Genomic DNA, 14,145 nt, shown 5'->3' on the forward strand with positions numbered 1-14,145 from the left:
ACTTTATGAAGACGTTTAGCCACTTCCTATCGAATCCAGTGGATTTATTTTCAAAATCCTCTAGCAATATTTTTTGAAAATGTCCCCTTGACTTTTCATAGTTGGTCTTTTGAATTTATTAGTGGAGGTAGCAACATTGTCTGTAAATCGAATTCTTGTTATTAACCCAGGTAGTACATCCACAAAAATTGGTGTTTTTGATAATGAAAGACCCGTTTTAGAAGAAACGATTCGTCATGACGTAGAACAGATTGGGAAATACAAGCGAATTATCGACCAATATGAGTTTCGAAAAGAAACGATTTTAGAAGTTCTACATTCTCATGGTATTAACATTTCAAAATTAAACGCTGTTTGTGGACGTGGTGGATTACTTCGTCCAATCGAAGGCGGTACGTATACAGTAAACGATGCGATGTTAGAAGATTTAAAAAATGGGTTTAGCGGTCATCACGCTTCAAACCTTGGAGGCATTTTAGCATATGAAATTGCTTCTGGATTAAACATTCCTGCATTTATTGTGGATCCTGTCGTTGTAGATGAGATGGAGCCAGTTGCTCGTATAAGTGGTATTGCTGGTATGGAACGTAAAAGTATCTTCCATGCATTAAATCAAAAAGCAGTTGCTCGTAAAGTAGCCGAACAGTTAAACCACAAATATGAGGATTTAAATTTATTAGTTACACATATGGGCGGTGGTATTACAGTTGGTGCTCATAAAAAAGGAAGAGTAATCGATGTGAATAACGGTTTAAACGGAGAAGGACCATTTAGTCCAGAGCGTGCTGGTACAGTACCAGTAGGGCAACTAGTAGAAATGTGTTTCTCTGGTGAGTATTACCGAGATGAAATGATTAAAAAGCTTGTCGGACAAGGTGGACTTGTAAGTTTAATCGGTACAAATGATGCGATTAAAGTAGAGAAAATGGTTGAAAAAGGTGATCCTGAAGCAACTCTTATTTATAAAGCAATGGCATATCAAGTTGCAAAAGAGATTGGCGGAGCTAGCGCTGTACTTCACGGGAAAATCGATGCAATCGTATTAACTGGTGGACTGGCATACAGTAAAATTCTTGTCGATGAAATAAAAGAGCGAGTGGACTGGATTGCAGATGTTATCGTACATCCAGGCGAAGATGAGTTAGAAGCGTTAGCAGAAGGAGCACTTCGTGTATTACGTGAAGAAGAAGCTCCAAAAGAATATGTTGTACGTGAAAAAGAAACGGTAGCTAGGGGTTGAGATAATGGCAAAAGAATATGATTTAGTCATCGTTGGCGGCGGTACTGGTGGATATGTTGCTGCAATTCGTGCATCACAACTAGGGTTAAAAACTGCACTAGTCGAAAAAGAAAATCTTGGTGGTACTTGTTTACACAAAGGATGTATCCCTAGTAAAGCTCTTTTACGTAGTGCGGAAGTATATGCAACTGCTAAAAAAAGCGAAGAGTTCGGAGTTATTGCAAGCAATGTAGAACTAAACTTTGCGAAAGTACAAGAGCGTAAAGAGAAGATTGTAACGCAGCTTCATAAAGGCGTTCAACACTTAATGAAACAAGGTAAAATTGATGTGTTTGAAGGTATTGGCCGTATTCTTGGCCCATCTATTTTCTCTCCGATGCCAGGGACAATTTCAGTTGAACTTGCAAGTGGAGAAGAGAATGAAATGTTAATTCCAAAAAATGTACTTATTGCAACAGGTTCTCGTCCAAATTCATTACCAGGTTTAGAATTAGACGGAGAGTACGTAATGTCTTCAGATCATGCCCTAAAAATGGAAACGCTTCCTAGTTCGATTATTATCGTTGGTGGCGGTGTAATCGGTATTGAGTGGGCATCTATGCTTGCTGACTTCGGTGTAGAAGTTACAGTATTAGAGTATGCGAAAACAATATTACCACTAGAAGATCAAGACGTTTCAAAAGAAATGCAACGTCTATTCAAGAAAAAAGGTATTAAAGTGGTAACTGGTGCAAAAGTATTACCAGAAACATTGGTAAAAGATAATGGAGTAACAATCCAAGCTGAACACAACGGTGAAAATAAAGAATTTAAAGCAGAAAAAATGCTTGTATCTGTAGGAAGACAAGCGAATACGCAAAATATTGGCTTAGAGAACACAGATATCGTTGTGGAAAAAGGATACATTCAAACAAATGAGTTTTATCAAACGAAAGAATCGCATATTTACGCAATTGGAGATGTAATCGGTGGCCTGCAACTTGCTCACGTTGCTTCTCATGAAGGAATTGCTGCAGTAGAACATATTGCAGGGAAAGAAGTTACACCAATTGATTACTCTATGGTATCAAAATGCGTATATAGCAGTCCAGAAGTTGCTTCTGTCGGTTTAACAGAACAAGAAGCGAAAGAAAAAGGCTATAAGTTAAAAGTAGGTAAGTTCTCATTCCGCGCAATCGGAAAAGCACTTGTATACGGAGAATCAGATGGTTTCGTAAAACTTGTAGTTGATGAAGAGACAAATGACATTCTTGGTGTTCATATGATTGGACCACATGTAACAGATATGATTTCTGAAGCGGGTCTTGCAAGAGTACTTGATGCAACACCTTGGGAAGTAGCACATACAATTCATCCGCATCCATCATTATCTGAGGCGATTGGTGAAGCAGCACTTGCTGTAGATGGAAGAGCGTTACACGCATAAAAATGTGGATTTAGGAGGTTATGAAAAATGGCAGAAGTAAAAGAAAAGCGCCATGAAGAGCTTGGCTTAAGTGATGAGCAAGTATTAGAAATGTTCCGTACGATGTTACTTGCACGTAAAATTGACGAACGTATGTGGTTATTAAACCGCGCTGGTAAAATTCCATTCGTAATTTCTTGTCAAGGACAAGAGGCTGCACAAGTTGGAGCGGCGTTCGCTCTTGATAGAGAGAAAGATTATGCATTACCATACTACCGTGATATGGGTGTTGTACTAGCATTTGGTATGACAGCTAAAGAGCTTATGTTGTCTGCTTTTGCGAAAGCTGGAGATCCAAACTCTGGTGGTCGTCAAATGCCTGGTCACTTCGGTCAAAAGAAAAATCGTATTGTTACAGGTTCATCTCCAGTAACAACACAAGTACCACATGCAGTTGGTATTGCACTAGCTGGAAAAATGGAGAAGAAAGATTTAGTAACGTTCGTTACATTTGGAGAAGGTTCTTCAAACCAAGGTGACTTCCATGAAGGGGCAAACTTTGCTGGTGTACACAAACTACCTGTTATTTTTATGTGTGAAAATAACAAATATGCAATCTCTATTCCAGTTGAAAAACAATTAGCATGTAAAAACGTATCAGATCGTGCGATTGGTTACGGTATGCCCGGATATACAATAGACGGAAACGATCCACTTGCAGTATATAAAGCTGTAAAAGAAGCAGCAGATCGCGGTCGTCGTGGTGAAGGACCAACTTTAATTGAAACAGTATCATATCGTTTAACAGCACATTCTAGTGACGATGATGATCGTGTTTATCGTGATAAAGAAGAAGTAGAAGAAGCAAAGAAAAAAGATTCAATTATAACATTCGCAGCTTATTTAAAAGAAGCTGGTGTGTTAACTGAGGAATCCGAAAAACAAATGTTAGACGAAATTATGCATATCGTAAATGAAGCAACAGAATATGCAGAAAATGCTCCGTATGCAGCACCTGAAGATGCATTGAAGCACGTATACGCAGAATAGGGGGGAACGTTTCATGGCTGTAATGTCTTATATTGATGCTATTACATTAGCAATGCGCGAAGAAATGGAACGCGATGAGAAAGTATTTGTTTTAGGAGAAGATGTTGGTAAAAAAGGTGGCGTGTTTAAAGCGACACACGGTTTGTATGACCAATTTGGTGAAGATCGTGCGCTTGATGCACCGCTTGCAGAATCTGCAATTGCTGGGGTAGCAATTGGTGCAGCAATGTATGGTATGCGTCCAATCGCTGAAATGCAGTTTGCTGATTTCATCATGCCAGCAGTAAACCAAATTGTTTCTGAGGCAGCAAAAATTCGTTATCGTTCTAATAATGATTGGACTTGTCCAGTTACAATCCGTGCACCATTTGGCGGGGGTGTTCACGGTGCATTGTATCATTCACAATCTGTAGAAGCGATGTTTGCAAACCAACCAGGTTTAAAAATCGTTATCCCTTCTACACCATATGATGCAAAAGGCTTATTAAAAGCAGCCATTCGTGATGAAGATCCAGTATTATTCTTTGAACATAAACGTGCATATCGTTTAATTAAAGGTGAAGTACCGGAGGATGACTACGTATTACCAATCGGAAAAGCAGATGTAAAACGTGAAGGTGATGATATTACAGTTATCACGTACGGATTATGTGTTCATTTTGCTCTTCAAGCGGCTGAAAAGTTAGCACAAGATGGCATCTCTGCACACATTCTTGATTTACGTACTGTATATCCATTAGATAAAGAAGCAATCATTGAAGCAGCTTCTAAAACAGGTAAAGTTCTTCTTGTAACAGAAGACAATAAAGAAGGAAGCATTATGAGTGAAGTGGCAGCAATTATCGCTGAAAACTGTCTATTTGATTTAGATGCGCCAATCGCACGTCTTGCAGGTCCAGACGTTCCAGCAATGCCATATGCACCAACAATGGAAAAATTCTTTATGGTAAATCCAGATAAAGTTGAAAAAGCAATGCGTGAACTTGCGGAATTTTAATCGGGGGGACTATACATGGCTGTAGAAAATATTACAATGCCTCAGCTCGGGGAGAGCGTTACAGAGGGCACAATTAGTAAATGGCTCGTTAATGTTGGCGATCACGTAAATAAGTATGATCCGCTTGCAGAAGTAATGACTGATAAAGTAAATGCTGAAGTACCATCTTCTTTCACGGGGGTTGTGAAAGAGTTAATCGCTGGTGAAGGTGATACGTTAGCTGTAGGTGAAGTAGTTTGTGTTATTCAAGTAGAAGGCGCAGATGAAGTAGCAGCAACAGCTGTTGAGGAAAAAACAAAAGAAGAATCCAAGGCAGAAGTAGCTACGTCTGAAAAAGCACCGAAAGTAAAACAACCAACTGATGGAAAACCACGTTTTTCACCAGCTGTGTTAAAGCTTGCGGGTGAGCATAACGTTGATTTAGATCTAGTAGAAGGTACGGGAGCAAACGGCCGTATCACTCGTAAAGATATTTTAAAGCTAGTGGAATCTGGAAATATCCCACAAGCAGGTGCGGCGAAGAAAGAGGAAGCTGTAGCGGCAGTAGTAGAAGCTCGCCCAGAAGCACCAAAAGCAGCACCAGTAGCGCAAAAAGTAGAAGCTGCGAAACCAGTTTCTGTACCTACAATGCCTGGAGATATCGAAATTCCAGTAACAGGTGTGCGTAAAGCAATCGCAGCAAACATGTTACGTAGTAAACACGAAGCACCACATGCTTGGATGATGATTGAAGTAGATGTGACAAACCTTGTGTCATACCGTAACTCAATTAAAGGTGACTTTAAGAAGCGTGAAGGCTTTAACTTAACGTTCTTTGCTTTCTTCGTAAAAGCAGTAGCACAAGCGTTAAAAGAGTATCCTCAAATTAATTCAATGTGGGCTGGCGATAAAATTGTTCAGAAGAAAGATATTAACCTTTCTATCGCTGTTGCAACAGAGGAAGAACTATTTGTACCAGTAATTAAGCAAGCGGACGAGAAAACAATTAAAGGTATCGCTCGTGAAATTACAGAACTTGCAGGAAAAGTACGTACGAAATCGTTAAAAGCAGACGAAATGCAAGGTGGAACATTTACAATTAATAACACAGGATCATTCGGTTCTGTTCAATCTATGGGTATTATTAATTACCCGCAAGCAGCTATTTTACAAGTTGAATCAATTGTAAAACGCCCAGTAATTATGGATAACGGTATGTTCGGTGCTCGTGATATGGTTAACTTATGTTTATCACTTGATCACCGAGTACTTGATGGTTTAATTTGTGGTAAGTTCTTAGGACGTGTTAAAGAAATTTTAGAAAACATGTCAGAAAATAATACATCTGTATATTAATAAAAAGCTCGCTTATGCGAGCTTTTTATTATCTTATTTCTTCATTTACATCCTACTATATGTATAAATATCTTTCCCAGTAATCTTACAATAAACGATTATGTATTAGGAATTTACGAAAATACATTGCTGATATATGGTATATGGATATAAAATAAGAAAAGAATAATTTTTTTGGCAAATCTTACTGATGAAACTGTAGTATAATATATTGTATTGTATGAAAAAGAGAGTTATTCTATATAAGTGTTTTATAGATAATGTGTAATCAGTCGTCAAAACATGAAGAATGTTGACTCCTGGTTTTTTATTTTTGCCGTAACAATGTTTCAGGAGGATGTCATGAAAAGAAGTACCGAGTTTCTAAAAAGTTTAGATGTAAAATTAATTTTAATTTTGTGTGCACTATGTGTGACGAGTATAGCTGCTATATATAGCAGTCAGCAAACGGGACAGTATGGAGCTGCAAACTTTGCTATGAAACAAGGTGTTAACTACATAATTGGGGTTGTATTGTTACTTCTTGTTGCAAGCATCGACTTAGATCAATTGCAAAAATTATCTTGGCCGCTTTATATTGCTGGATTTGCTTCACTTATTCTTTTGAAAGTATTACCACCATCAGGTTTTACACCTGAAAAATTAGGTGCAAAAAGATGGTTTGTTTTCCCAGTATTTGGGCAAATTCAGCCGTCTGAGTTTTTCAAAATTGCATTGCTACTTGTAGTAGCGAGTATAGCAGTGAAACATAATGCACAGTATATGGCAAGGACATTCCAAACAGATTTAAAGCTAGTAGGTAAAATTATGCTAGTGTCACTTCCACCTATGGCGGTTGTATATAGTCAACCTGATACAGGTATGGTGTTCTTATATGCTGCTGCTATTGCATGTATTCTATTTATGTCAGGTATTCAAAAGAAATTGATAGCATTATGTACAGTTATTCCGTTGACCATATTATCTGCTTTAATATTTATTTTCTTTAAGTATCAAGACTTTTTCTATAATAATTTAGTTACTTTACTAAAGCCTCACCAACAGTCGCGTATTGTAGGTTGGTTAAATCCATTTGAAAATGCAGATCAAGGTTATCAAACACAGCAATCGATTTTAGCTGTAGGTAGTGGAGGAATGGAAGGTAAAGGGTTTGGGGGAGGAAGCGTCTATATTCCAGAGAAGCATACTGACTTTATTTTCGCTACAATTGCCGAAGAAGGTGGATTTATCGTAGCAGCCTTAGTTGTCTTCTTGTTCCTATTACTACTATATCGAACAATTATTATTGGTTATTCCGCTGATAATTTATTTGGTACATTATTATGCGCTGGATCAATCGGTATATTAACAGTTCAAATATTCCAAAACATTGGTATGATCGTTGGATTAATGCCTGTAAAAGGTATTGCATTACCTTTCTTATCGTATGGGGGAAGTTCCTTATTCTCAAATATGATTATGATGGGGCTCATATTATCGGTACGGAAAACTTATAAAAAATATATGTTTTCAGTTAAGTAAAAAAAGCTGGTTCGTTTTTAAACGAACCAGCTTTTTTACATATATGCTCATAAACGTTGCAAACTAAAACAGGATAGCAGTTTGAGACGGGTAAGGAGTGCAAAGTGATGCATATGCATATTTTTGAAGGAGCACGACATCTTTCTAATAGTGAATGGGTTATTCGGGCTATTATAGCATACATATTTTTAATATTAGTTGCGAAAGCGATGGGGCAAAGGTCTATCGCACAACTTCGTTTTTTAGATGTTGTATTAGTGTTATTGCTTGGTGGAAATATTTCTAACGCATTGTCTGATGAAAAAGTAGGGTTACTGGGATCGATGATTACAACGTTCATACTTGTTGTACTTCATATTATAAGCTCAGTTTTAATGCTGAAATGGGATAGATGGAGACGTTTTTTAGAGCCTGCACCTATTATTCTTATACACAATGGTTCCATTAATTTTAGCAATTTGAAAAAGGCGAGAATTACCTTGGAATATTTGTTTTCGGAACTTCGTATGCGAAATGTGAGCGATATTCAAACGATTAAATTAGCATTATGGGAAGCAAACGGTGTCGTTTCTATATTTCGGTATCCAGAATATGAAGCAGTTTCGCGGCTTGATCTTAAAGTGGCGGGAAAAAAATCTCCAGTTTCTTTTGTATTAGTAAAGGATGGGAGGATACAGAAAGATGTTCTTGCATTATTAGGAAAAACAGAAGCGTGGGCGAGAGAATTTCTAGAGGAGAGTACAGAAGTCGAATCTATTATGTTAGCTACAGTAGATGAATCACATAAAATAAATATTTTGTTAAAAAAATGAAAAATATACGCATTTTGTCGTTTCGTACATATGATACAATAGTGTGGACAACGAAAAAGGAGGCGATACGGTGGGATATGTAGAAGAATTACGAAAAATAGTTGGTCATCGCCCTTTAATTTTAGTTGGTGCTGTTGTACTCGTTATAAATGAAAATGGATATGTTTTATTGCAGCAGCGGACAGAGCCGTACGGAAAATGGGGGCTACCTGGCGGGCTAATGGAGCTTAGTGAATCACCAGAAGAAACAGCTTATCGTGAAGTATATGAAGAGACAGGAATAAAAGTGAAGAACTTGCGACTAATCAATGTATTTTCTGGAGCGAACTACTTTACAAAATTAGAAAACGGTGATGAATTTCAATCTGTAACAACCGCCTATTATACGGATGAATACGAAGGGGATTTTGTTATGAATAAAGAAGAAGCAGTTCAGCTTAAATTCTTTTCAGTAACAGAACTACCCGACTATATTGTAGGATCGCATAAAAAAATGATTGCTGAATATATGAAGATTATGGAAAAAAATATATAATAATAGTGAAAGAAATACAAAAACACAGCTCTGGTTGGTAGTCCAGACGCATGATTTCATGTCAGTAACCTTCCCCTCCGGGATGTCCCGTATTTCTAATCTTTTAAAGGAGGGGCTGTCAATGGATTTGACAGTATATCACGATGGCCAATTTTTTGTTGGAATCATTACATGTAAAGAAAAAGGGAAATTGTATGGGGCGAGGTATATTTTTGGGGCGGAACCGTCAGATGAAGAAGTGCTTATGTTTGTGAATGGTTCACTTTTAGAGCATTTTCAGCACTTTGCAAAATGTGGTGTAGAAGTTAAAGAAAAACAGCGTCCTAAAAACATAAAGCGTATCATACGACAAGCAGCAAAAGAAACAACTATTAAACGTTTTACTAAGGCGCAAGAGGCGATTAGTTTATCTTATGAATTGCATAAACAAGAAAAGAAACTGCAGTCTAAAGAGAAGCGAGAAGCTGAAAAAGAAAGAAGACGTTTAATGAAAGTACAAAAAGCAAAGCAAAAACATCGTGGTCATTAAAGAAAAGGTGTTAGAGCAAGAGCTCTAACACCTTTTCTATACTTAAATACAAGTAAACTTACTTGTATTTCATAAACATTAACTGGTAAGATACAAATAGGTAGTTTTAGAGGAGGGAAAAGAGTGATTAATTTTAACTTTTTTATGAATGATGTTGTCCGCCAAGCGCGTGAAGAGATTGTCTCTGCTGGATATACAGAATTGACGACGCCGGAAGCGGTAGAAGAAGCGTTTAAAAGAAATGGAACAACACTTGTAATGGTAAACTCTGTATGTGGTTGTGCAGGTGGTATTGCTCGTCCTGCTGCTGCGCATTCCGTACATTATGATAAACGTCCTAACCACCTTGTAACGGTGTTTGCAGGTCAAGATAAAGAAGCGACAGCAAGAGCGCGTGAATATTTCGAAGGGTACCCACCTTCTTCTCCATCATTTGCTTTATTAAAAGATGGAAAAATTGTAACGATGGTAGAGCGTCATGAAATTGAAGGTCATGAACCGATGCAAGTTATTGCGAAACTACAATCATATTTCGAAGAGAATTGTGAAGAACTATAAAAAATAAGAGAAAAGGCGGCACGTCCACAATCAAGTGGATGTGCCGCCTTTTTTATTTATTATTAAAATTTCTGAGATATGCATAGTTTTGTTATTTTATGCATCATTTTATACATAACAATTAGCGTTTATATTGTTTCATTATTTATTTTTATTTTATATATTGCATAAAAATAAAAGTGCTGATACAATACAAACATCGAATAAATATTCTATTAAACTTTTAAATATACATTATTAGGGGGAAGAAAGATGAAGAAGTTAGTATCAATATCGTTTGCACTTATTTTAATTGTAAGTATATTCAGCGCTTGTAGTAATGGGGAATCGAAAGAAACAAAAGGAAATAAAAAAGTACTCGTAATGGGAACTTCAGCAGATTATAAACCTTATGAATATGTAGATGCGTCAAAGAGCGATGAAATTATTGGCTTTGATGTTGATGTTGCTAAATATATCGGAAAAGAACTTGGGTATGAAGTGAAAGTGAAAGATATGGATTTTGGTGGTTTATTAGCATCTCTTAGTTCAGGAAAAGTTGATTTCGTAATGGCAGGTATGACGCCAACTGCAGAGCGTAAAAATAATGTTGATTTTACAGATATTTATTTTGTTGCGAAAAATATGGTCGTTTCTAAAAAGGATTCTAACATTAAATCTGTAGAGGATTTAAAAGGGAAAAAAGTAGGGGTACAAACAGGGTCTATTCAAGAAGAGAAAGCTTCAGAATTTAAAAAACAAGTAGATTTCCAAGTTGAGGGACGTGACCGTATACCAGAAATCGTACAAGAAATTAAAGCTGGTCGTTTTGACGCTGCAATTATAGAAGATACAGTTGGTAAAAATTATTTAGAGAAAATGAAAGATTTACAAGGAATTGAAATTAAAGAAGCACCAGAAGAAGTTGGAGCAGCAATTGCCCTTCCGAAAAACAGTGATAAAACAGCTGAATTTAATAAAGTAATTAAAAAAATGCAAGAAAATGGAGAAATGGATAAATTAGTGAAGAAATGGTTTGGCAGCGGAAAATAAGCTGCCTTTCACTTTTCTGTGAGGGGAATGAAAAGAATGAACTTAGATTTTTCGGCGATTACGCCTTCGATACCATATATACTAAAAGGTTTAGAAGTTACTTTGAAAATTGTAGCAGTATCAGCTTTAGCAGGATTTATTTTAGGAACGCTATTAGCACTTTGTAAAATTGCTAGAATACGAGCATTAAATATAGCAGCAGATTTTTATACATCAATTTTTCGTGGTACACCCCTTGTATTGCAATTAATGATTATTTATTTCGGCGTCCCACAAATAATTGGTTATGAAATACCAGCATTCTTAGCTGCTGTACTTGCATTTAGCTTGAATTCAGGTGCATACATGTCAGAAGTAATTCGTGCTGGTATTCAAGCGGTTGATAAAGGACAAACAGAAGCAGCAATGGCTTTAGGGATACCGTACGGAAAAATGATGAGAAATATTATTTTCCCTCAAGCATTAAAAAATATATTACCAGCGCTTGTGAACGAATTTGCGACACTTACGAAAGAATCGGCTGTAGTAACAGTAATAGGCGCGACTGATTTAATGCGTCGTGCTTACATTGTAGGCGGTGAGACATTTAAATATCTTGAACCATTACTTTTTGTTGGACTGATTTATTATATGTTAGTGATTATTCTTACATTAGTCGGGAAGGCAATTGAAGGGAGAATGAAGAAAAGTGATTAAAATTGAAAACCTTCATAAATCATTTGGTAAAAACGAAGTATTAAAAGGAATTACAACAACAATTGAAAAAGGGGAAGTAGTCGCAATTATAGGGCCTTCTGGATCAGGAAAATCAACATTTTTACGTTGTATGAATATGTTAGAAGCACCAACGGATGGTCACATTTGGATTGGGACGGAAGAAGTAACGAATCCGAAAACGAATGTTATGCATGTTCGTGAAAATGTCGGTATGGTATTTCAACATTTTCACTTATTTCCTCATATGACTGTATTAGAAAATATTACGTATGCTCCTATCAATGTAAAAGGGGTAACGAAGCAAGAAGCTGAAAAGAAAGCTGAGAAACTTTTAGAAAAGGTTGGATTAGTAGATAAAAAAGATACGTATCCAAATCGTCTTTCGGGAGGACAAAAGCAACGTGTAGCAATTGCAAGAGCGTTAGCGATGGAACCGGAAGTTATGTTATTTGATGAACCGACATCGGCGCTAGATCCAGAGATGGTGAAAGAAGTGTTAGAAGTTATGAAATCGTTAGTTACGACAGGAATGACGATGGCTATCGTTACACATGAAATGGGCTTTGCAAAAGAAGTGGCAGATCGTGTTCTTTTCTTGGACGGAGGAAAGCTTGTAGAAGATAGTGCGCCAGAAGAATTTTTTGCAGCGCCGAAAAGTGAACGTGCGCAACAATTTTTACAAAAAATATTGTAATATGAAAAGGTTATGTGAATAATAAGTAGAAAAGGATGACATTGTGTCATCCTTTTTTTATACTAGCTGTAAATACGTTTATACATATAGGAGTAATGATATGTTTAAAATTGGATATCGTACAGTAAAAACAGCAATAGGGACAGGTGCGGCAGTTTTTATTGCTCAGTTATTAGGGTTAGAATTTTATAGTTCAGCAGGCATTTTAGTTATTTTATGTGTACAAAATACGAAGCGCAAATCACTTCAAGTGTCGTTACATCGTTTTCTAGCGTGTGTATTATCAATGGCATTCGCGTTTTGTATTTTTGAAACGATTGGCTATACACCACTTGCAATTAGCATATTGTTACTTACATTTATTCCGACTGCAGTAATGCTTAAAATTCAAGAAGGTATTGTCACGAGTTCAGTTATTGTTATGCATCTATATTCATTGAAGCAAATTACATGGCTTATAGTTGGAAATGAAATTGCTATATTAACGATAGGGATTAGCGTGGCGTTATTAGTAAATATGTATATGCCGAGTAGTGAAAATAAGCTAAAAGAGTATCAGGATAAAATAGAGAATAATTTTAAAACGATTTTGTTTGAAATGGTTGTGTATTTACGAAATCGAGAAAGTAGTTGGAGTGGAGCAGAACTCATTGAAACCGAGAATATGTTAAATGAAGCAAGAGATTTATCGTTTAAAAAACTTGAGAATGCATTTATGCGAGAAGATGATTATTACTATCGTTATTTTAATATGCGTATGCAACAATTCGAAATTTTAGAGCGAATGATACCACTAGCAGCTTCTTTATCGTGGACATATGAACAAGCTGACATGATTGCAGATGTTGTTGAAAACATTGGTAATGCTATTAGCCCTGAAAGTACTGGCGTTATTTCCTTAAGGCAGCTTCAAGAAATGAGGGAATTATTTAGAGACATGCCATTGCCAGCTACACGCGAAGAATTTGAGATACGTGCGAAACTTGTTCAACTTGTGTATGAAATGGAACAATATTTACTCATTAAAAGTCGCTTTAAGGGAAAGGATAATATAAAAGAACTTATATAGAAGGTAGGAATTATCTATGCCGTATCTTCTCTCTATCATATTATGTCTTTCTTTATCACCGATTTGGCCTCTTGGGGATAATCCACGTGCCGGAGATCCTTTTATTATTGTAAATAAAGCAACGAATAAATTAGCTTACATTGACGATGGAAAGATTCAAAAGGTTTTTCCAGTAGCGACAGGGAAAACGAATGAATTAACTCCAGAAGGAACTTTTGATGTTGTAATGAAAGCAAAGGATCCGTATTACATTGCGAAGGATATTCCAGGTGGATCGCCAAAAAATCCACTTGGGTCAAGGTGGATTGGATTTAATGCAAGAGGAACTGATGGAAGTAAATATGGAATACATGGAACAAACCAACCGAGTTCAATTGGAAAGTATATTTCACAAGGGTGTATAAGAATGAAGAAAAACGATGTGGAATATTTGTTTGATCGCATTCCAATTGGAACGAAAGTATGGATTGTGAAATCGAAAAAATCATTTCAGCAATTGGCAAAAGAAAAAGGAGCCGTTGCATATGAAAAAGCCAACGAAATGAAGTGCACCCCAATTGTTAGACACAGTCTAACAATTGGAGGTGCATTTTTTATGGCTAAATTTTCTTCAAAAGAAAAAATCCAAGCGGTGAAACGATATTTAGATGG

The 14,145-nt window shown here is 36.6% G+C and carries 14 protein-coding genes and 1 pseudogene; all 15 read left to right on the forward strand.

Features of this window, described 5'->3' with window-relative positions:
* The first annotated feature begins 136 nt into the window (after positions 1 to 136).
* Positions 137 to 1,240 (forward strand): butyrate kinase, encoded by a 1,104-nt coding sequence (buk, locus tag ACS2CR_RS30350; RefSeq protein WP_000115780.1) that lies wholly within the window; start codon positions 137 to 139, stop codon positions 1,238 to 1,240.
* Between the two features lie 4 nt (positions 1,241 to 1,244).
* Positions 1,245 to 2,666 carry a dihydrolipoyl dehydrogenase gene (lpdA, locus tag ACS2CR_RS30355; protein ID WP_001051289.1) on the forward strand — a complete coding sequence of 474 codons (1,422 nt, stop codon included), beginning with the start codon at positions 1,245 to 1,247 and terminating at the stop codon, positions 2,664 to 2,666.
* Between the two features lie 27 nt (positions 2,667 to 2,693).
* The gene (gene bfmBAA, locus ACS2CR_RS30360; protein ID WP_000852551.1) at positions 2,694 to 3,695 is read left to right on the forward strand and encodes a 3-methyl-2-oxobutanoate dehydrogenase subunit alpha; all 1,002 of its coding nucleotides are present in this window, start codon (positions 2,694 to 2,696) and stop codon (positions 3,693 to 3,695) included.
* Between the two features lie 13 nt (positions 3,696 to 3,708).
* On the forward strand, positions 3,709 to 4,692 hold the full coding sequence (bfmBAB, locus tag ACS2CR_RS30365; protein WP_000290071.1) for a 3-methyl-2-oxobutanoate dehydrogenase subunit beta: 984 nt from the start codon (positions 3,709 to 3,711) through the stop codon (positions 4,690 to 4,692).
* Between the two features lie 15 nt (positions 4,693 to 4,707).
* Complete coding sequence (locus tag ACS2CR_RS30370; protein WP_000257681.1) at positions 4,708 to 6,027, forward strand: dihydrolipoamide acetyltransferase family protein; 1,320 nt, start codon at positions 4,708 to 4,710, stop codon at positions 6,025 to 6,027.
* A gap of 342 nt (positions 6,028 to 6,369) precedes the next feature.
* Complete coding sequence (locus ACS2CR_RS30375) at positions 6,370 to 7,548, forward strand: FtsW/RodA/SpoVE family cell cycle protein (protein ID WP_000831181.1); 1,179 nt, start codon at positions 6,370 to 6,372, stop codon at positions 7,546 to 7,548.
* A gap of 107 nt (positions 7,549 to 7,655) precedes the next feature.
* Positions 7,656 to 8,360, forward strand: a complete 705-nt coding sequence (locus tag ACS2CR_RS30380; protein WP_000550964.1) for a DUF421 domain-containing protein — start codon at positions 7,656 to 7,658, stop codon at positions 8,358 to 8,360.
* A gap of 70 nt (positions 8,361 to 8,430) precedes the next feature.
* Complete coding sequence (locus ACS2CR_RS30385; protein ID WP_053512782.1) at positions 8,431 to 8,895, forward strand: NUDIX hydrolase; 465 nt, start codon at positions 8,431 to 8,433, stop codon at positions 8,893 to 8,895.
* A gap of 121 nt (positions 8,896 to 9,016) precedes the next feature.
* Positions 9,017 to 9,424, forward strand: a complete 408-nt coding sequence (locus tag ACS2CR_RS30390) for a YjdF family protein (protein ID WP_000366585.1) — start codon at positions 9,017 to 9,019, stop codon at positions 9,422 to 9,424.
* Between the two features lie 144 nt (positions 9,425 to 9,568).
* On the forward strand, positions 9,569 to 9,982 hold the full coding sequence (locus ACS2CR_RS30395; RefSeq protein WP_001979317.1) for a BrxA/BrxB family bacilliredoxin: 414 nt from the start codon (positions 9,569 to 9,571) through the stop codon (positions 9,980 to 9,982).
* A gap of 252 nt (positions 9,983 to 10,234) precedes the next feature.
* A complete protein-coding gene (locus ACS2CR_RS30400) occupies positions 10,235 to 11,014 on the forward strand; it encodes a transporter substrate-binding domain-containing protein (protein WP_016111654.1) in 780 nt (259 codons plus the stop codon).
* Between the two features lie 36 nt (positions 11,015 to 11,050).
* A complete protein-coding gene (locus ACS2CR_RS30405; protein ID WP_001046915.1) occupies positions 11,051 to 11,710 on the forward strand; it encodes an amino acid ABC transporter permease in 660 nt (219 codons plus the stop codon).
* Complete coding sequence (locus ACS2CR_RS30410) at positions 11,703 to 12,425, forward strand: amino acid ABC transporter ATP-binding protein (protein ID WP_000590202.1); 723 nt, start codon at positions 11,703 to 11,705, stop codon at positions 12,423 to 12,425. The genes ACS2CR_RS30405 and ACS2CR_RS30410 overlap by 8 nt, the downstream gene beginning before the upstream one ends.
* Positions 12,426 to 12,525: 100 nt before the next feature.
* Positions 12,526 to 13,494 (forward strand): aromatic acid exporter family protein, encoded by a 969-nt coding sequence (locus ACS2CR_RS30415; RefSeq protein ID WP_000472665.1) that lies wholly within the window; start codon positions 12,526 to 12,528, stop codon positions 13,492 to 13,494.
* A gap of 16 nt (positions 13,495 to 13,510) precedes the next feature.
* Positions 13,511 to 14,032, forward strand: a pseudogene (locus ACS2CR_RS30420) (L,D-transpeptidase); the annotation flags it as partial.
* Positions 14,033 to 14,145 lie beyond the last annotated feature (113 nt).

The sequence above is a fragment of the Bacillus cereus group sp. BceL291 genome, from assembly GCF_051776705.1.
In the GTDB taxonomy this organism is placed as follows: Bacteria; Bacillota; Bacilli; order Bacillales; family Bacillaceae_G; genus Bacillus_A; species Bacillus_A cereus.

Excerpts from the sequence above, each read along its gene's own strand:
- ACS2CR_RS30400 (WP_016111654.1), top strand. The coding sequence starts at position 10,235 with ATGAAGAAGTTAGTATCAATATCGTTTGCACTTATTTTAATTGTAAGT.
- ACS2CR_RS30415 (WP_000472665.1), top strand. The coding sequence starts at position 12,526 with ATGTTTAAAATTGGATATCGTACAGTAAAAACAGCAATAGGGACAGGT.
- bfmBAA (WP_000852551.1), top strand. The coding sequence starts at position 2,694 with ATGGCAGAAGTAAAAGAAAAGCGCCATGAAGAGCTTGGCTTAAGTGAT.
- ACS2CR_RS30390 (WP_000366585.1), top strand. The coding sequence starts at position 9,017 with ATGGATTTGACAGTATATCACGATGGCCAATTTTTTGTTGGAATCATT.
- ACS2CR_RS30395 (WP_001979317.1), top strand. The coding sequence starts at position 9,569 with ATGAATGATGTTGTCCGCCAAGCGCGTGAAGAGATTGTCTCTGCTGGA.
- ACS2CR_RS30370 (WP_000257681.1), top strand. The coding sequence starts at position 4,708 with ATGGCTGTAGAAAATATTACAATGCCTCAGCTCGGGGAGAGCGTTACA.
- lpdA (WP_001051289.1), top strand. The coding sequence starts at position 1,245 with ATGGCAAAAGAATATGATTTAGTCATCGTTGGCGGCGGTACTGGTGGA.
- ACS2CR_RS30375 (WP_000831181.1), top strand. The coding sequence starts at position 6,370 with ATGAAAAGAAGTACCGAGTTTCTAAAAAGTTTAGATGTAAAATTAATT.
- bfmBAB (WP_000290071.1), top strand. The coding sequence starts at position 3,709 with ATGGCTGTAATGTCTTATATTGATGCTATTACATTAGCAATGCGCGAA.
- ACS2CR_RS30405 (WP_001046915.1), top strand. The coding sequence starts at position 11,051 with ATGAACTTAGATTTTTCGGCGATTACGCCTTCGATACCATATATACTA.
- ACS2CR_RS30380 (WP_000550964.1), top strand. The coding sequence starts at position 7,656 with ATGCATATGCATATTTTTGAAGGAGCACGACATCTTTCTAATAGTGAA.